We start from the raw sequence: 17092 nt of genomic DNA, 5'->3' as shown, positions 1-17092 counted from the left end.
ACTATGTGCGGCTGACTGTCTCACTCGTCAATATTGCGCCTGAACGTCTCCGGCAAAAACAGCAGCCCGACCACCACCGTCGCCGCCGCGATCAGCACCGGATACCAGAGGCCATAATAGATATTGCCGGTCGCCGCGACCATCGCAAAGGCCGTTGTCGGCAGGAAGCCGCCGAACCAGCCATTGCCGATATGATAGGGCAGCGACATCGATGTGTAGCGGATGCGGCTGGGGAACAGCTCCACCAGCATCGCCGCGATCGGCCCGTACACCATCGTCACCAGCATCGCGAGCGCCCACAATATCGCGACGACGGCGACCTTGTCGATCTTTGCGCTATCTGCCTTGGCGGGATAGCCAGCCTGCTCCAGACCGCCTTTCAACGCACCCTGAAAGCCAGCAATCGCCGCCTTCTTGTCAGGGCCAGCCAGAGTCGTCGCATCGGGCGCGGCAAAGCTGGCGCTGCCGACCTTCACCACGGCCGGACTGCCCGCTGCCGCCTCGACATTGGCGTAGCTCACGCCGGTCTTGGCCATATAGGCTTTGGCGACGTCGCAGCTTGTCTGGTCAAACTGGTTCTTGCCGACCGGATCGAACTGGAATGAACACTCCTCCCCATGGGCGACGATCGTGACCGGTGCCGCCGCCTGCGCCGCCGCCAGCGCCGGATTGGCAGCGCTCGTCAGCGCGCCGAACAGCGGGAAGTAGCTGATCGCCGCCAGCGCGCAGCCGCCCAGGATGATCGGCTTGCGCCCGATCTTGTCCGACAGCCAGCCAAAGAACACGAAGAAAGGTGTCGCCAGCGCCAGCGCGATCGCGATCAGGATATTGGCCGTCGCGCCATCCACCCGCAGCGTCTTTTCCAGAAAGAAGAGCGCATAGAATTGCCCGGCATACCAGACCACTGCCTGCCCCATCACCGCGCCCAGCAGCGCGATGATGACCCAGCGCAGATTGCCCCACTGGCCGAACGCTTCGGTCAGCGGTGCCTTCGACGTCGTGCCCTCATCCTTCATCTTCTGAAAGACCGGGCTTTCATTCAGCTGCAATCGGATCCACATCGACACGCCCAGCAGCAGGATGGAGATGAGGAAGGGCAGTCGCCAGCCCCACGCCGCGAACGCCTCTTCGCCCAGTGCAAAACGAAAGCCGATCACCACCAGCAGCGCGGCGAACAGGCCGAAGGTCGCCGTCGTCTGGATCCAGCTGGTATAGAGGCCGCGCTTTCCCTCCGGCGCATGTTCGGCCACATAGGTCGCCGCCCCGCCATATTCGCCGCCCAGCGCCAGCCCCTGCGCCAGCCGCATGATCAGCAGGATGATCGGCGCGGCCACGCCGATGCTGGCATAGCTTGGCAACAGGCCAACCGCGAAGGTCGACAGGCCCATAATCCCCATGGTCACCAGAAACGTATTCTTGCGCCCGACCATGTCGCCGATCCGCCCGAACACGATCGCCCCGAATGGCCGCACCGCAAAGCCCGCCGCGAACGCCGCCAGCGCGAAGATGAACCCGGTCGTCTCGTTCACGCCGGAGAAGAATTGCGCCGAAATATAGGTGGCCAGCAGGCCGTAGAGGTAGAAATCATACCATTCAAACACCGTCCCCAAAGAGGAGGCGGCGATGACCAGTTTCTCATTCTGGGTCGCGCCATGATGTTTGGGCAGGCCGTCTTCTACGCCGGTCGCCATCGACCATTCTCCCCTGAACTCGCTATCGGTCCAGCATGGCGACAGTGCGCGCGCAAATCCACCCCTGTCAGGCGAGCTTGAGGATCATCTTCCCCTCATTACTGCCATCGAACAATCGCATGAACGCGGGATAGGCCCGGTCGATCCCTTCCTCGATATGCTCGTCGAACCGCAGCCTGCCCTGCGTAATCAGGTCCGCAATGGCGCGGCTGCCTTCGGGGAAGCGATCGGCATATTCCATGATCAGGAAACCGCGCATCGTCGCGCTCTTGACGATCAGTTGCCAGATGTTGCGCGCGCCTTGCGGATCGCCATTATATTCGGCAATCAGCCCGCACAGGATGATCTGCGCATGGGCGTTGATGTGCAGCAATGTCGCATCCAGGCAGGTGCCGCCGACATTTTCGAAAACATGGTCGATCCCCTGTGGGCAGGCATCGCCAATGGCTGCTGCCAACGCGGCGACATCCTTGCCCCGATAGTCGATCGCGGCGTCGAAGCCATAATGGTCGATCAGCCGAGCGCATTTCGCTGCGCCCCCGGCGATGCCGACCACCCGTGCGCCCTGTAGTTTCGCCAGCTGTCCGACCATGGAGCCAACCGCGCCAGCCGCGCCGCTAACCAGCACCGTCTGGCCCGCCCTGGGCTTCATGACTTCGCTGACCCCGAACCAGGCGGTCAGCCCGACCGCGCCCATGGACGATAAATAGCTGGTGACGGACGGGACCAGCGACACGTCGATCGGATGCATGAAGTCGTTGGGCGTGACGACGCTATATTGCTCGATCCGGTTCAAGCCCATCACCCAGTCGCCCGGTACAAAACGATCGACATTGCTGGTTTCGACCCGGCCAATGGTCGATGCCCGCACCGCATCGCCCAGCGCGACTGGTGGCAAATAGCTTGGCGCATCGTCCAGCCAGCCGCGAATGGCCGGGTCGATCGAGGCATAATGGTTGCGGATGACGATCTGGCCGGGGCCGGGCGCGGGCAGGGGGGCGTCCTCCAGCCGGAAATCGCTTTCCTTCGGCAGGCCGTTCGGGCGCGCCGCCAGGATGAAACGGCGGTTCATGGTGGCACTCATTGGCCCGGTCCTTTCCAAAGATCATGGACGGGATCGTCCGTCCCCTGCGTGCCGCGCAACGGAAAGGGCGCGCGCAACATATCGTCCTGCCCGCCCGACGGTTGGTGGATCGCCCAGTCGCTGACATAGCGGCGTTCGCTGAATTTCCACACGCCGTCCCGCCGCGCAAAGCGATCGAGATAGCGCCCGCCCGACAGCATCTGCACGGACCGGTCGGCTTCGCTGCGTGGCGTCGCCACCCCGAACACATAGGATTCGCCGACCGCCTCGTCGCCATCGACCCGGAACCACTGGTTGGTCGTCATATGCGATGTCTGGTGAAAGGCGGACTGGACAATCGCGCAAATCTCCACCGCAAACTCCGCCCCGCTGCCGTTGAACACCCCGCTTTCCACGACACTGTCGTCATGGAAGATTGAGTGGAGCAATGCCACATCGGCGCGATCCACGCCCCGGCAATAGGCCATGGTGAGTTCGGCCAACTGCTGCTTGGCGATCAGGACCGCAACAGCGTCCGCCTCAGTCATGGATGCCGCACAGATCGTTCAGCCGCTCATGGAACATCTGCACCCGCTTTTCCTGCCCCGCCAGCATACCGCCGGTATAGCCGCGCGAATGTAGCCCCTGCTGCTGGCCGATCGCCACGCTCATATCCTGGTCCGCGACATCGCCCAGCGTTTTGGTGCCGAATATGATCGTCTCGCGCTCGACCGGCTCGAACGGCGTCGGTCCCATCGGCCCGAACACGACATCGCTGCCGGGGATTTCATGCGCCATGAACCAATGGTCGAAAATGCAGCGTTCCGGGTCAGTTGGGTGCGGTTCCGACCGCAACAACTGGAACCCGTCGGGCCACATGGTCAGGGTGATGTTGGGGAACAGGGTGTAATGATGATAGTCGATGATCTCGCTATCACCCATGGCCGCATAATGGGCATAGCCCTTCGCCGCGCCCAGCTTGCGCTTCTGCGCCAATATCGCGTCGCGCGCCTGGCTGGCGCGACCCTCGAAATCCTTGGGGTCCAGTTCCCAATATTCGAGCGCCTGCGCCAGCGGCATTTCCAATATATCGGCGGTGGGGTAGCGGCCTGATGGCTTCAACCCGCGCATCACCATGCAATTATGGCCTTCGGGGTTCATCTCGAAGATGGTGCCGTCCAGCGCATCGTCGATCGACCCGGCAATTTGCGGGTGGAGCGTGGGCAGATGATAGCTTTCGTTGAAATTGTCGCGGATGATCTTCCAATTGCACGGCACGTCGGACTTGAGCGCCATCACCCGCGTCATCTTGCCCATCTGCCATTGTTCCAACTGCACACCCGCCGCGCCCAGCCACTCGCTCAAGGGGGCAGCGTCGCGATCCATGGTAAACCAGACGAAGCCGCCCCACACCGTGCAGGGAATTTCCTCCAGCTTCACCTTGCCGCAGGGCGAACCGCCGGGGAAGTCGTCCGGGTCCTGCACATGGGCCAGCGTGCCGTCGGGCGCATATTTCCAGCCATGATAGCCACAGGTCAGCAGCGGCGCGCCGCCCACCTCGGTCCAGGCCAGCCGGTAACCGCGATGCTTGCAGGCATTGTAAAAGGCTTTGACCGACCCGTCCTCCTGACAGAGCATGACGATAGATTCCCGCCCGATCGCATGGGTCAGGAAATCGCCCGCTTCCTCCAGGTCGGCCGCCATGCCGCCAATATGCCAGGTCTTGGTCCAGACATGCCGCCATTCCGCATCCGCCCAGCGCTGCGCATGATAGCGTTCGCCCGTAATGGGGTCGCCGCGGACAGGCGGATCATAGTCCGCGATGCTGCGACCCAGAAAGGATTCCACCGTCATGACACGCCTCTCGTTTATTATTTGAACGATCGACTAAATATATCGGCGCGGCTTGTCGCCTGTCAATTCGTCGGGCATAGGTCTCAAATGGGCGGAAAAGCGTCAAACCTAGCGGAAATGTCAGGTGCCGAAACAGGCGTCGAAGGCGCGCCAAAGCCCGACCGCCGCCGCGCGCCGGAGACGGCGGCCCGCATTCTCGATGCCGCCGAGTCGCTCTTTTCGCAACGCGGCTTCTATGGCGTCTCGCTGCGCGATATCGCGACCGAGGCCGGGGTTCAGGTCGCCCTGACCCATTATCATTTCGGGTCGAAGGATGATCTGTTCCGTGCCGTGATCGACCGCCGGGCGGACGAACATGCCGATGCTATGGCGCAATCACTGGCGCAGGCGGTGACGCTGGATGGCAGCCGTGCCGACCGCCGCCGCGCCATCATCCGCGCCTTCATCACCCCAATTGTCGATCGATCGATGCGCGGCGGGCCGGGCTGGAAAAATTATATCCGGCTGATGGCGCTGGTCGCCAACCTGCCGCAGGGGGAGGCGTTCGTGTCCCCCTTCCGCCAGCATTTCGATGATCTGATCGCGGCCTATGTCCATGCCCTCCACGCGCTTCACCCGGAAATGGATGAAGGCGACGTCCATTGGTGCTTCTTCTTCTTTCAGGCGATGACCACGCATATATTGGTCGAAAGCGGGATGCTGGACCGCCAATCGGGCGGGCGTTTCAGCTCCAGCGATCTGGACGCCATGGTCGACCGGCTGGTCGATTTCGTCGCGGCGGGCTTCACCGGGCTGGGCGCGGACGCCTAGCACAAAGCCGAGTTGGCCCCCGGCCCTAATTCCTTCATCCAGGCAACAAAGAAGCTGCGTTGAGGGAGGATGATATGGCGCGTCTGCAAGGCAAGACGGCATTGGTGGTCGGCGCGGCTGGCAAGGATAATATGGGCCAGACCATCGCCCGCCGCTTCGCTGCCGAAGGCGCGCGCGTCGCCCTAGCCGGGCGCAGGATCGACGCCATGCAATCTCTGGCTGACGAGATTGGCGGCGTCGCCATCCCCGGTGACATGACCGATCGCGCCAGTATCTTCGCCATGGTGGAAGGCGCCGAACAGGCGCTGGGCGGCATCGACATTGCCGTCAACGCCACCGGCTGGGGGCTGCTCAAACCTTTCCTCGAAACGACGCAGGACGAACTGGACGCGATGTATGCGTTGCAACTGCGCGGCCCGTTCCAGCTGGCGCAGGCGCTGATCCCGGCGATGGAGCGGCGCGGCGGTGGATCGATCATCCAGATCAGCTCGGCCACCGCGACGATCATGTTCCATGATCATGCCGCCTATATGGCGACCAAGGCCGGGACCGATCATATGATCCGCACCGTCGCCAATGAATTTGGCCATCTGGGCATTCGCGCCAACAGCGTGTCGCCGGGCCTCACCGAAACCCCGATGACGGCGGATGCCGCCGCCGTGCCCGGCCTGATGGAGGCGTTCAAAAAAGGCTATCCCCTGGGGCGCCACGGTACATCGGCGGACATCGCGGCCAGCTGCGTATACCTGGCCAGCGACGAATGTTTCATGACCGGCCAGAATCTTCAGGTGAGCGGCGGCCTGACCCTGCGCGCCAATCCGAGCAAGGCGGACATAGAGGCATCGGTCGCCGCAGCCATGGCCGCGGGGTGACTCTTATTCTCAGTGCGCCTTGCCCACCTGCACCATCGTCACCTCGCCATTGGCGGCGTAAGCAGCGATCGCCTCGGCCTTGGCGGTCTGCGGGTCTTTGCCGTCCAGGATCGCGGCGATCTGGCGCGGGCTGGGGACGCGATCATAGACGCCATACAGGTCGGTCTGCCCGACCATATGGATCGACAGCTTGTAACCCTTGCCCTGGGCGGCCGGATCAAACGCCAGTACGGTGCCGCTGTCATCCACCGGCACGATGATCGCACCATCGCTGCGCCCGGCCTGCTGGAGCATGTCATAGCTACCGTCGGCGGTGGTGACCGTGCCGCGCACGCACAGAGCGTCCTTGCCCTCGCGCGGGATGCGCACATCCTGCGGGGCGGCGGTAGCAGCGTCGTCCTTCGTCAGGCGCGCATCATGGGTGTCGGCTGCGGGACAGCTATCGAACTTGGCAGGGCCGGTCGCGTGCAGCGATGCCGGATCATCCAGCGCCAGTCCCGCCAGCATCCCGTCCAGCCCTGCCAGCACCTCGGCCCGGCGTTCGGTCGGCCCGGTGACGCGGATCTTGACGATCCAGCGCCCGGCATGGACGAAGCCCGCCGCCGTCGTCAACGCGCCATCGGCGGCATCGTCATAAACCGCGCGGATCGCGCTGCCGGCCTTGCCTGCCACCGGCGCGCTGGCATAGGCGGTGCGCCGCGTGCGCGACCCGAACCGTTCCATGATCGCCTTGTCGGTCATATAGGCCGCCAGCGATGCGTCGGCATAGGTTGGCAGATAGACGTAGAGCGTCGCCTGGATCGCGCCATCATCCGACAGATATTGCGCATAATTGTCGACAGCCCGCCCGCCATTGGAGGCCTCGCCGCTCTTGGTCAGCGACAGGCTGGCGATCGTCTGTGGCAGGCTGATCCCTGCCGTGGTGGCACGGATCGCGGTCTCGGTAGGCGTCCAGGCCTCGGCGTCGTCCGCAGCATAGGCGCACATAGGTGCGGCCAGGGACAGGATCGCAGAAACCAGGAATAACGCGCGCTTCGGCATGGCATCCCTCTCCAGAACAGACCATCTTGGCGCGGCCTTGAACTATGACAGAGACGCTACAGACAAAGCACGGGCGCGCAAGAGCCTAATTCAGGCGACTGGCGGGATTTGCGCTGGATAATGCGGCAGGTCGGGATCATGATGCGCCCAGGCGGGGGCTGCATCGGTCCAGATCACCGCCTGGGGTCCGATCAACCCCGGATCGTCAAGCGCACCGGCGCGGATGAAGGTCAGATGCGGGCGTGATTCGGCCAAGCTGAACAACGGTGTGCCGCAGGTCGGGCAGAAGCCGCGCTTCATCGCATTGCCGCTGTCCGCGATACTGTCATGCCAGCGAACTTCGCCGGTGGTGGTAACCTGATCGCTGGGGAAGCAGACATTCACCGTGCCTGACCCGGCACCCAGATATTGGCACAGGCGGCACCAGCATTGGCGCGCGGCCATGGGTTCCGCGTCGATCATGATGCGGACGGCGCCGCACAGGCATCCGCCTACATGCGCCATCGTCAGCGCCCCTGCCGCCGCGCCATGAAGGCCAGCCGCTCGAACATCATCACATCCTGCTCATTTTTGAGCAGCGCGCCATGCAGCGGGGGGATCGCCTTGGTCGGATCGCTGTTTTGCAGCACGTCGAGCGGCATATCCTCGTTCAGCAGCAGCTTGAGCCAGTCGAGCAATTCGCTGGTGCTGGGCTTTTTCTTCAGGCCCGGCACGTCGCGAATCTCGTAGAAAATATCCATCGCCTTGCTGACGAGTATCTTCTGGATGCCGGGGAAGTGGACGTCGACAATGGCCTGCATCGTCTCGCGGTCGGGGAATTTGATATAGTGAAAGAAGCAGCGGCGCAGGAAGGCGTCGGGCAATTCCTTCTCATTGTTCGACGTGATGATGACGATGGGGCGCTCGGCTGCTGCGATCGTCTCGCCCGTCTCGTACACATGGAAGGCCATGCGATCGAGTTCCTGCAACAGGTCGTTGGGGAATTCGATGTCGGCCTTGTCGATCTCGTCGATCAGCAGCACGGGCAAAGTGGGGCAGGTGAACGCCTCCCACAGCTTGCCCTTGCGGATATAGTTGGAAATGTCGTGGACACGCTCGTCGCCCAGCTGGCCGTCGCGCAGGCGGGCGACAGCATCATACTCATACAGGCCCTGATGCGCCTTGGTCGTGGATTTGACGTTCCATTCGATCAGCGGTGCGCCAAGCGCCGTCGCAATCTCCTGCGCCAGCACGGTCTTGCCGGTCCCCGGCTCGCCCTTCACCAGCAACGGACGGCGCAGCAGCACCGCGGCATTGACCGCGACTTTCAGATCGTCGGTGGCGACATAATCCTGGGTGCCTTCAAAACGCATATTTCTGGTCCGCCTTGCTGTCCTGTTTTCGGACTAGGCAAAGCGGGGCAGGGACGCAAGCCGCGCTGGCGTTATCGGTGAGGGGTCACAGCTGGCGCGCGCGCACGTCGGCGCGGGCGGCGAGCAGATCCCACAGGCCGCGATGCTGGTTCAGCAACTGGCGCGCGCCAAACTGGATCGCCCGGTCAACGACATCATCGCCGCCGATCGCGCGTGCGACCTCCAGCGTGGCGGCGCGGTCGGGCAGGGTGCAGCGATGCGGCTCCAGCCCCGCGCGGATCGCCGCCATGTCCAGAATATGGCGCACCGCGCGCCAGTCCAGCACCAGCGCCATCGCCGCGCCCATGGCGCAACCGCGCCGGTCGGACTGGGCGAGCATGTCGAGTGCATGGCGTTGCTGGCCAACGGTGGTTTCGCAATCAGCCTGGCCCGCCGTGCTGGGGGCAGGGCCGACGGCGACCGAAACCTGAGTCAGGTAGGCACGTTCGGTAGCAAAGGAATCGGCGGCCTCGATCAGCCAGGCACGGGCGGCATTATCGGCCGATCGGGTGGCGGCATGATCGATCACACCGGGATGGCGGCCGTGGAGCAGGCAGAGATAATAAGCGCCATCGGCCAGATCGCCCAGCGACAGCAGCGAATCGCGCGCCACGCTGGCGCCCGCCCGATTGGCATAGGCATGGGCCGCCGTGCCATCGGCAGCGACCAGCGCCTCCAATATCCGCGATATATCGCCAAATTGATAGCGTGGTGCCGCTTCGCTCATATACCATTCCCTGTCAGCCCCGGTCCGCCAGCGGGGATTTGACGGTCAAGCTAGGGCAACGGGGTAAAGGAGCGGTTTACGGACGAGAAAAAAGGCCTTCATGTTCTTTGTAAGCCTGGCATCAAAATCCTGCCCCGACAGGCGACGGCTATCCGATACGGAAATTGCGTTCTTTACGCTCGTCATGCTGAACTTGTTTCAGCATCCATCGTGCCCCACAAGCCGTCGCTAGTGACGAGGAATGGATCCTGAAATAAATTCAGGATGACGTCGTGTAATAACGAAAAATCATATGCGATACATCAGCTTGCAAGAGGATGATGGGCATTGTTCAATACGACAATATCGGGTTGGCAAACTACATAATCGCCATAAAAAAGGGCGGCCTGTGCGGGCCGCCCTTTGATAATCACCGATAAGCAGCAGCTTACTGGTCGAGGAAACTGCGCATCTTGCGGCTGCGGCTTGGATGTTTGAGCTTGCGCAGCGCCTTAGCCTCGATCTGGCGGATGCGTTCGCGGGTCACGCTGAACTGCTGGCCCACTTCCTCCAGCGTATGGTCGGTGTTCATGCCGATGCCAAAGCGCATCCGCAGCACGCGCTCCTCGCGCGGCGTCAGCGATGCGAGCACGCGGGTGACGGTTTCCTTCAGGTTCGCCTGAATCGCGGCGTCCACCGGGATGATGGCATTCTTGTCCTCGATGAAATCGCCCAGATGGCTGTCCTCCTCGTCGCCGATCGGCGTTTCGAGGGAGATCGGCTCCTTGGCGATCTTCATCACCTTGCGCACCTTCTCCAGCGGCATGGAGAGGCGCTCGGCCATCTCCTCCGGGGTCGGTTCGCGGCCCTGCTCGTGCAGGAACTGGCGGCTGGTGCGGACCAGCTTGTTGATCGTCTCGATCATATGGACCGGAATACGGATGGTCCGCGCCTGGTCCGCGATCGAGCGGGTGATGGCCTGCCTGATCCACCAGGTCGCATAGGTGCTGAACTTGTAACCGCGGCGATATTCGAATTTATCGACGGCCTTCATCAGGCCGATATTGCCTTCCTGAATAAGATCAAGGAATTGCAGGCCGCGGTTCGTATATTTTTTAGCGATGGAGATGACCAGGCGCAGGTTCGCCTCGACCATTTCCTTCTTGGCGATCCGCGCCTCGCGCTCGCCCTTCTGCACCATGTTGACGATGCGGCGGAATTCGCTGAGCGACATGCCGGTCGCCTGCGCGATTTCGCTGACTTCAGTGCGGATGCGTTCCACCGCGCGCCCTTCGGCAGCGACGAAGGCGGTCCATTTCTTGTCGAGGCCCGCGACCCGGTCCATCCAGCCATCGTCCAGCTCATGGTTCACATAGCGGTCGAGGAAGTCCTTGCGCGGCACCTTGTGCCGTTCGGCCAGACGCAGCATCTGCCCGCCCAGCGCGGTCAGGCGCCGGTTATAGGCATAGAGCTGATCGACCAGATATTCGATCTTCTGCTGGTGGAACTGCACGCTTTCGACCTGCGCGGTCAGGCTTTCGCGCAGCTCGTGATAGCTGTCCTCTTCCGCCTGGCTCAGCGCGTCGCCATTGCCCATGGCCAACATGCGCGCGGCCTGGATGCTCGAAAAGGCGCGGAAAATATCGGTGATGGTCGCAAACTTCTCCAGCGCCATCGGCTTGAGCGTTTCTTCCATCTGGGCAAGGGAGAGGGTGTTGTCCTCTTCCTCTTCCTCTTCGACCCGGCGGGGGCGGCGTTCGGTGCCGTCCTCATCCTCGTCGGCGTCGGCGGACTCCTCTTCAGGCTCCTCCTCTTCCTTGAAGCTGGGACCAGCGGTCTTTTCGCTTATTTCGCCATCATCATCCTCGGCGCCTTCTTCCAGGCTTTCAGGCGCTGGGTCCTTGGACAGCATCGCGTCGAGATCGAGAATCTCGCGGAGCTGCATTTCGCCATTGTTGAGCGCGGTCGACCATTCGATGATCGCGTTGAAGGTGGTCGGGCTTTCGCACAGCCCCAAAATCATCGTGTCGCGGCCAGCCTCGATCCGCTTGGCGATGGCGATTTCGCCCTCACGGCTGAGCAGTTCCACTGCGCCCATTTCGCGCAGATACATGCGAACGGGATCGTCGGTGCGATCGACCGTTTCCTTCTTCTTCTCGGTGATCAGCCGGGGCGAGCCGTCGTCGTCCTCCGCCGTTTCATTGGCGTCGTCATTATCATCCTCGCGCTGCTGGTCCTCACCATCATCGCTGGCTTCTTCATTTTCGACGATATTGACGCCCATATCGTTGAGCGCGGACATGACATCCTCGATCTGCTCGGAGGACATCTGGTCTTGCGGCAGGGCGTTGTTCAGCTCGTCATAGGTGATGTAGCCGCGCTTCTTGGCACGGGCGAGCAGCTTCTTGACCGAGGCTTCGTTGAGGTCGAGCAGGGGGGCATCGCCGCCTTCATCCCCGCCATCGCCCGCACCCGCACTTTTGCTGTTCGCCTTGGTCGCCATCTATTCGCCTTAACTCCGCCGCCCCCTCTTGCGGGAGCGATCATATAAATCCCTCGTTCCATATCGGAACGACCATCTCATTCAATGTCGTCGGACTGCGCCAGTTCCGCCAGGCGGCTGTCATGGTCCATTTTCAGTCGATGGACCCGTTGCTGCTCGGCATAGCTTTCCTCGTTGAGGTCATCCCTCGCCCGTCTCGTCGCCTCCGCCAGCGCAGCGTCCAGCTCCGGTCCCTGCGCCATCACCCCAATGGCCTCTTCCAGATCGCGGGTCACGCGATCGGCGTCGGTTATCATCCTGTGGGGGGTGAATGTGAACGTGTCGGCCCGAAGCATCCCCTTCGCCATATTATACACTTCACCTGGCCCCAATATGGTAAGGAGGCCATCAGTTTCAACTGTTTCTTTGCGAAAGGAAGCGATGCCTTCAGTTTCCTGCGGTATGAGGCATAAGCCTACGCGGCGAGCAATTCCTCTTGGTAGTCAAGGAACTCTCTCACCTGCTCATCAAAAGCGCGCTTTTGCGAGTAGAGGTGCTTGTGAACTTGCCATTGTTGATCAGTCATCCAAGTGTCCGACTGCGAATGGGCAATTTGCTTTTCATACTCATCGATCTGACGGGCCAAATCCTGTTCGACGGCTATGATATCAATCACCTTTCCGAGATCAACCTCGGCTACATCGGGATCGGTTGATCTACAAATGAATGTGAATTTCAAATCCTCTATTATTTTCCATTTAGTATCCGGCGCGATATCGCTCTCAGATAAAATTGCATCAAGAATAGACTCGTTTATAAAATTCCTAAAACTCGCATTTACGAGAATATCGCGCCATCTGGATAGAAGGGCGCTAGGGTGATTTATTGAAAGTAGGGTTTCTCTATGACTCAGCAATATTTTGGGCCAACGAGACAGTCCTAAAAGCATGGCGCGATGAATGGCGTATTCTAATTTTAACTTTATATCGCGCAATTGCTCGATTTCTGTACGAGTTTGGTCGATCAGTTTCCGAATTTCTCTACGTTCATTTCGCTTCCAGCCGAAATTTTCGTAAAAAATATTCTTTAGCGCAGTGCCATATTCTTTGCGAACAAAGGGGTCGCCAATAGTCGAAGCGCGTTCTTGAAGGCGTTGTAAAAGACCGGCGCGCCCCTCAGGGGTTTCGACTGGTTGCGCTTTCATCTCAAGCTGCCAAACGCGCTCAACGAGAGGCTTAGCTAAAGCGAGAAACGTCTCGAATTTTTCTGGTCCGCTGGAGCGAATAACGTCATCCGGGTCCATTCCAGCAGGGAGGGTCGCGAACGCCAGGCTCTGGCCCGGTTTCAAAATTGGCAAAGCTCGCAAGGCAGCACGATCAGCCGCTTTTTGGCCCGCAGAATCGCCGTCAAAACACAAGATCGGAACATCGACCATTTTCCATAGCCGTTCGATCTGATGCTCGGTTAGCGCTGTGCCCAAAGGTGCGACTGCTTCACTGAAGCCTGCCTGATCCAGAGCGACCACGTCCATATAACCTTCGACGACAATCAGTCGGCCAGTTTTGCGACTTGCCGGCGAAGCACGATCGAGATTGTAGAGCGTGCGTCCCTTGTCGAAGAGCGGTGTGTCGGGAGAGTTAAGATATTTCGGCTCACCAGCGCCAAGAATGCGACCGCCGAAGGCGATCACCCGACCGCGCGCATCGCGAATCGGGAGCATCAGACGACCACGGAAACGGTCGTAGCTGTCACGTTCGCCATCTGGATCAATAAGAAGGCCAGATTCGATCAGCATTGGCTCACCGAAGTCCCGCAGCGCGATTTTCAGCTTCCCTCGTGAATCAGGGGAATAACCAAAACCAAATGTCCTACGTGTGGCCTCAGTAATGCCTCGCCGTTTCAGATACTCGCGCGCTTCGCTGCCATCAATTCCGCCTAATTGATCCTCAAAAAAGCTTTGCGCCGCAGCCATGACATCATGCAGCCCTTTCGCCTGTTCGGCCTTCTGGGCAGAACGGGGATCAGCGGCCGGAACTTCCATTCCTGCGGCCAAAGCCAGGTCTTTTACAGCGTCGATGAAGGACAGGCCGCGCTGGTCGGTCATCCACCGGATCGCATCGCCATGCGCGCCGCAGCCGAAACAGTGGTAAAAGCCCTTCTCGTCGTTGATCGTGAAGCTGGGTGTTTTCTCGTTATGGAATGGGCAGCACGCCTTATACTCGCGGCCCGCTTTCTGGACTTTGACAGTCTTGCCGATGAGCGTCGACAGCGATGTCCGTGCTCTCAGCTCATCAAGAAACTGTGGCGTTAGGGACATATCTCACATCAAAAATCTAACTAAGGGACTGCTATCATAACACGGGCGTATCGGTAGCGCACGCAATTCGTCTAGAAAGGCGGGGGTCAGACTCACAATCTCTCCTCCCGCGATGTCTCACCACCTCCGTTCGTTTCGAGCGAAGTCGAGAAACATCCGGGCTGAGCTTGGGGTTTCTCTACTTCGCTCGAAACGAACGGAGTGTGGGCTGGATTTCGCTCGTGCGGCGGTCTGGCAAAATGCGACACCAATGACCAGTTTCCGGCAATCAGCGCCTCCTTCTTGGCGCGCGACCAGCCGCCGATGATCTGCTCCGCTTCCAGTGCTTCGATCCGTGTGCCGAAAGCTTCGCTCCAGACCAGCACTACTGGACGGCGTTTTCGCGTGAAAGTGCTGCCTTCACCGCATTGATGCTGGCCGATGCGGTGATCGAGATTATCGGTGTGGCCGGTATAATATCGACCGTCAGAGCATTTCAGCATGTAGGTCCAGAAAGCCATGTGCGGAATATGCCTGAACCCGTCCGTGTGTCGAGCGTCACGCTTGGCGTTTCTCGACTTCGCTCGAAACGAACGGAGGTTGTGGACAACCCCTCCCTTGGAAGGGAGGGGCATAACAATGTCAACCCAGCGCCGCCTTCACCAGCGCGCTGGCCTTGCTCATGTCGATCACCTGGCCGTGCCGTTCCTTCAGCACCGCCATCACCTTGCCCATATCTTTCACGCTTGCTGCGCCGACTTCGGCCTTGATCCCCTCGATCGCCGTCTTCGTCTCATCCTCGCTCAGCTGCTGCGGCAGGAAGCTCTCGATCACCTCAAGCTCGCTCTGTTCCTTGGCGGCCAGTTCGTCGCGTCCGCCATTGGTGAACATCTCGATCGATTCGCGGCGCTGCTTGACCATCTTTTGCAGCACTTCGACCACCACCACATCGTCGTCAGGCACGTTGCTGGCCACGCGCAATTCGATGTCGCGGTCTTTCAGCTTGGCCATGATCAGGCGCACGGCGGCCAGACGGTCCTTGTCGCCCGCCTTCATGGCTGTGATCTGGGCGCTCTTGATGGTATCGCGAATCATGGCGAAGCGAATCCTGTCGTTATTCGGAAAGGAGCAGATATAGTGCCAAAAGAGATTTTTAACAGGCGTTGACCGCGACGCCGCACAGGCATAGGTGACCGGCCGTTTAACCCGCACCAGACGGGACCCCGCAAAAGCAAAAAAGGACCACCCGACCATGGCTGACGCCAAGACCCTCATTGTGCCCAAAGGAGCGACAGGGGTATTGGTTTTTGCCGATGGTTCCGCCGTGTTCGGCCGTGGTTTTGGCGCTGTGGGCGAAGCGGTGGGCGAACTCTGCTTCAATACCGCCATCACCGGCTATCAGGAAATCATGACCGACCCCAGCTATGCGGGCCAGGTCGTGACCTTCACCTTCCCCCATATCGGCAATGTCGGCACCAATGCGGATGATGTGGAAGCGGACGCGCCCTTCGCATTGGGCTGCGTCGTGCGGCAGGACGTGACCGAACCCAGCAATTTCCGCAACGTCCAGCCGTTCGACGACTGGATGCGTGACCATGGCCGCATCGGCCTGTCGGGCGTCGACACCCGTGCGCTGACCCGCATGATCCGCGAAAAGGGCGCACCCAATATCGTCATCGCCCATGATCCCGATGGCGCGTTCGACATCGCCGCGCTGGCTGCCAAGGCCGCCGCCTGGCCGGGTCTGGAGGGCATGGACCTCGCCATCGAAGTGACGGGCAAGGACAGCCGGTTGTGGAGTGACGGCGGCTGGACGCTGGGCAAAGGATATAGCCTGAACGAAACCCAAATCCCGTTCGTGTCGAGCGTAGTCGAGACACCTGAAAGCGGCTTCTCGACTACGCTCGAAGCGAACGGAGATAGTTCAAGACCCCATGTCGTCGCGATCGACTATGGCGCGAAGAACAACATCTTCCGCAACCTCGTAAAGGCCGGCGCGCGCGTCACCGTGCTGCCCGCGACCGCGACTTTCGATCAGGTGTCGGCCCTCGCCCCCGACGGCGTGTTCCTCTCCAACGGTCCGGGCGATCCCGCTGCGACCGGCGCTTACGCCGTGCCGGTGATCCGGCAGGTGCTGGACGCGGACATTCCTGTGTTCGGCATCTGCCTTGGCCACCAGTTGCTCGGCCTTGCCGTGGGCGCAAAGACGATCAAGATGCATCAGGGCCACAGAGGCGCAAACCATCCGGTCAAGCGGCTGGAGGACGGGCTGGTCGAAATCACCAGCATGAACCACGGCTTCGCGGTCGATGCCGCCACGCTCCCCGCCAATGTGCGTTCGACCCATATCTCGCTGTTCGACGGCAGCAATTGCGGCATTGCTTTGACCGACAAAAACGCCTTCTCGGTCCAGTATCACCCCGAAGCCTCGCCCGGCCCGCAGGACAGTTTCTACCTGTTCCAGCGGTTCGTCGATGGCCTTAAAAAGGCGGTGGCGGCATGAGCATCAAGCTGCCCCCCGTCGATGAAGCGCGGCTGGCCGCCGAATGGGAAGCGGACCGGCAAGTCCTCGCCAACCTCGCCGCCAATGGCGACAAGGCGATGATCCCGCGCGCCGTAGACGTCAGCTTCAAAGGCAATGACAAGGATTTCGACCGCGTCTTGGAAATCGCCAGCCAGTTCGGCATGGTCGAACTGGACCGCGAGGAAGATGAGGATGGCGACCTGTTCCTGTTCCTCGAATGCGAACAGGCGGTCGATGAGGCGTCAATCAAGGCGCTGACCAAGAAATGCCTGCAGATCGAGATATTGTGCGGCGTTGAGTATGACGGCTGGGGGTGCGAGGCCCGGACGGGGGCGGTGCATTGATGGCTGCCAAGCAGGACA

Annotated in this window: 16 protein-coding genes and 1 pseudogene; 4 read left to right on the top strand and 13 right to left on the bottom strand. The window is 60.9% G+C overall.

Annotated elements, in window-relative coordinates; genetic code table 11:
* Positions 1-20: 20 nt before the first annotated feature.
* From ACODSR_RS11060 to ACODSR_RS11045, 4 genes are all read right to left on the bottom strand, one after another.
* Complete coding sequence (locus ACODSR_RS11060) at positions 21-1691, bottom strand: MFS transporter (RefSeq protein WP_489076418.1); 1671 nt, start codon at positions 1689-1691, stop codon at positions 21-23.
* Positions 1692-1758: 67 nt separating this feature from the next.
* Complete coding sequence (locus tag ACODSR_RS11055) at positions 1759-2763, bottom strand: NADP-dependent oxidoreductase (protein ID WP_489076416.1); 1005 nt, start codon at positions 2761-2763, stop codon at positions 1759-1761.
* An 8-nt stretch (positions 2764-2771) separates the two neighbouring features.
* Positions 2772-3302 (bottom strand): nuclear transport factor 2 family protein, encoded by a 531-nt coding sequence (locus ACODSR_RS11050; protein WP_489076414.1) that lies wholly within the window; start codon positions 3300-3302, stop codon positions 2772-2774.
* Positions 3295-4608: an aromatic ring-hydroxylating oxygenase subunit alpha gene (locus ACODSR_RS11045; protein WP_489076412.1), complete on the bottom strand. Its 1314-nt coding sequence runs from the start codon at positions 4606-4608 to the stop codon at positions 3295-3297. The genes ACODSR_RS11050 and ACODSR_RS11045 overlap by 8 nt, the downstream gene beginning before the upstream one ends.
* Before the next feature lie 117 nt (positions 4609-4725).
* Here ACODSR_RS11045 and ACODSR_RS11040 point away from each other — a divergent pair, with 117 nt between their 5' ends.
* Together ACODSR_RS11040 and ACODSR_RS11035 are read left to right on the top strand one after the other, a co-directional pair.
* Positions 4726-5418 (top strand): TetR/AcrR family transcriptional regulator, encoded by a 693-nt coding sequence (locus ACODSR_RS11040; RefSeq protein ID WP_489076410.1) that lies wholly within the window; start codon positions 4726-4728, stop codon positions 5416-5418.
* A gap of 74 nt (positions 5419-5492) precedes the next feature.
* On the top strand, positions 5493-6290 hold the full coding sequence (locus tag ACODSR_RS11035; RefSeq protein ID WP_489076408.1) for an SDR family NAD(P)-dependent oxidoreductase: 798 nt from the start codon (positions 5493-5495) through the stop codon (positions 6288-6290).
* 9 nt (positions 6291-6299) lie between these two features.
* On the opposite strand, the gene ACODSR_RS11030 is transcribed toward ACODSR_RS11035, so the two are convergent.
* The 9 genes and pseudogenes from ACODSR_RS11030 to ACODSR_RS10990 form a co-directional block, all read right to left on the bottom strand.
* Positions 6300-7331, bottom strand: a complete 1032-nt coding sequence (locus tag ACODSR_RS11030) for a hypothetical protein (protein ID WP_489076406.1) — start codon at positions 7329-7331, stop codon at positions 6300-6302.
* Positions 7332-7421: 90 nt separating this feature from the next.
* Complete coding sequence (locus ACODSR_RS11025; RefSeq protein WP_489076404.1) at positions 7422-7835, bottom strand: GFA family protein; 414 nt, start codon at positions 7833-7835, stop codon at positions 7422-7424.
* A gap of 2 nt (positions 7836-7837) precedes the next feature.
* A complete protein-coding gene (locus ACODSR_RS11020; RefSeq protein WP_489076402.1) occupies positions 7838-8683 on the bottom strand; it encodes an AAA family ATPase in 846 nt (281 codons plus the stop codon).
* A gap of 85 nt (positions 8684-8768) precedes the next feature.
* A complete protein-coding gene (locus tag ACODSR_RS11015; protein WP_119744297.1) occupies positions 8769-9449 on the bottom strand; it encodes a DUF6975 family protein in 681 nt (226 codons plus the stop codon).
* Positions 9450-9876: 427 nt separating this feature from the next.
* Positions 9877-11931, bottom strand: coding sequence for an RNA polymerase sigma factor RpoD (rpoD, locus tag ACODSR_RS11010; protein ID WP_489076400.1), 2055 nt, complete (start codon positions 11929-11931; stop codon positions 9877-9879).
* Positions 11932-12008: 77 nt separating this feature from the next.
* Positions 12009-12350, bottom strand: a pseudogene (locus tag ACODSR_RS11005) (DNA primase); the annotation flags it as partial.
* 35 nt (positions 12351-12385) lie between these two features.
* Entirely contained in the window at positions 12386-14227 is a 1842-nt protein-coding gene (dnaG, locus tag ACODSR_RS11000; RefSeq protein ID WP_489076398.1) for a DNA primase, read from the bottom strand.
* Between the two features lie 92 nt (positions 14228-14319).
* The gene (locus ACODSR_RS10995) at positions 14320-14727 is read right to left on the bottom strand and encodes a GIY-YIG nuclease family protein (protein ID WP_489076396.1); all 408 of its coding nucleotides are present in this window, start codon (positions 14725-14727) and stop codon (positions 14320-14322) included.
* 121 nt (positions 14728-14848) lie between these two features.
* Positions 14849-15301, bottom strand: coding sequence for a GatB/YqeY domain-containing protein (locus ACODSR_RS10990; protein WP_489076394.1), 453 nt, complete (start codon positions 15299-15301; stop codon positions 14849-14851).
* A 157-nt stretch (positions 15302-15458) separates the two neighbouring features.
* Between ACODSR_RS10990 and carA the strand changes: the two genes are divergently transcribed.
* On the top strand, positions 15459-16709 hold the full coding sequence (gene carA / locus ACODSR_RS10985; protein WP_489076392.1) for a glutamine-hydrolyzing carbamoyl-phosphate synthase small subunit: 1251 nt from the start codon (positions 15459-15461) through the stop codon (positions 16707-16709).
* Entirely contained in the window at positions 16706-17074 is a 369-nt protein-coding gene (locus tag ACODSR_RS10980; protein WP_489076390.1) for a ribonuclease E inhibitor RraB, read from the top strand. The genes carA and ACODSR_RS10980 overlap by 4 nt, the downstream gene beginning before the upstream one ends.
* The last annotated feature ends 18 nt before the right edge of the window (positions 17075-17092 follow it).

It is taken from the genome of Sphingobium sp. FG125, from assembly GCF_057809795.1.
Note: the sequence above shows the minus strand (reverse complement) of the source record. Positions and strands in the feature narration are given on the sequence as shown.

Coding starts and splice junctions, on each gene's coding strand:
- ACODSR_RS10980 (WP_489076390.1), top strand. CDS start 16,706: ATGAGCATCAAGCTGCCCCCCGTCGATGAAGCGCGGCTGGCCGCCGAA.
- dnaG (WP_489076398.1), bottom strand. CDS start 14,227: ATGTCCCTAACGCCACAGTTTCTTGATGAGCTGAGAGCACGGACATCG.
- ACODSR_RS11015 (WP_119744297.1), bottom strand. CDS start 9,449: ATGAGCGAAGCGGCACCACGCTATCAATTTGGCGATATATCGCGGATA.
- ACODSR_RS11030 (WP_489076406.1), bottom strand. CDS start 7,331: ATGCCGAAGCGCGCGTTATTCCTGGTTTCTGCGATCCTGTCCCTGGCC.
- ACODSR_RS11040 (WP_489076410.1), top strand. CDS start 4,726: ATGTCAGGTGCCGAAACAGGCGTCGAAGGCGCGCCAAAGCCCGACCGC.
- ACODSR_RS10990 (WP_489076394.1), bottom strand. CDS start 15,301: ATGATTCGCGATACCATCAAGAGCGCCCAGATCACAGCCATGAAGGCG.
- ACODSR_RS10995 (WP_489076396.1), bottom strand. CDS start 14,727: ATGGCTTTCTGGACCTACATGCTGAAATGCTCTGACGGTCGATATTAT.
- ACODSR_RS11050 (WP_489076414.1), bottom strand. CDS start 3,302: ATGACTGAGGCGGACGCTGTTGCGGTCCTGATCGCCAAGCAGCAGTTG.
- ACODSR_RS11025 (WP_489076404.1), bottom strand. CDS start 7,835: ATGGCGCATGTAGGCGGATGCCTGTGCGGCGCCGTCCGCATCATGATC.
- ACODSR_RS11045 (WP_489076412.1), bottom strand. CDS start 4,608: ATGACGGTGGAATCCTTTCTGGGTCGCAGCATCGCGGACTATGATCCG.
- carA (WP_489076392.1), top strand. CDS start 15,459: ATGGCTGACGCCAAGACCCTCATTGTGCCCAAAGGAGCGACAGGGGTA.
- ACODSR_RS11060 (WP_489076418.1), bottom strand. CDS start 1,691: ATGGCGACCGGCGTAGAAGACGGCCTGCCCAAACATCATGGCGCGACC.
- ACODSR_RS11035 (WP_489076408.1), top strand. CDS start 5,493: ATGGCGCGTCTGCAAGGCAAGACGGCATTGGTGGTCGGCGCGGCTGGC.
- rpoD (WP_489076400.1), bottom strand. CDS start 11,931: ATGGCGACCAAGGCGAACAGCAAAAGTGCGGGTGCGGGCGATGGCGGG.
- ACODSR_RS11055 (WP_489076416.1), bottom strand. CDS start 2,763: ATGAACCGCCGTTTCATCCTGGCGGCGCGCCCGAACGGCCTGCCGAAG.
- ACODSR_RS11020 (WP_489076402.1), bottom strand. CDS start 8,683: ATGCGTTTTGAAGGCACCCAGGATTATGTCGCCACCGACGATCTGAAA.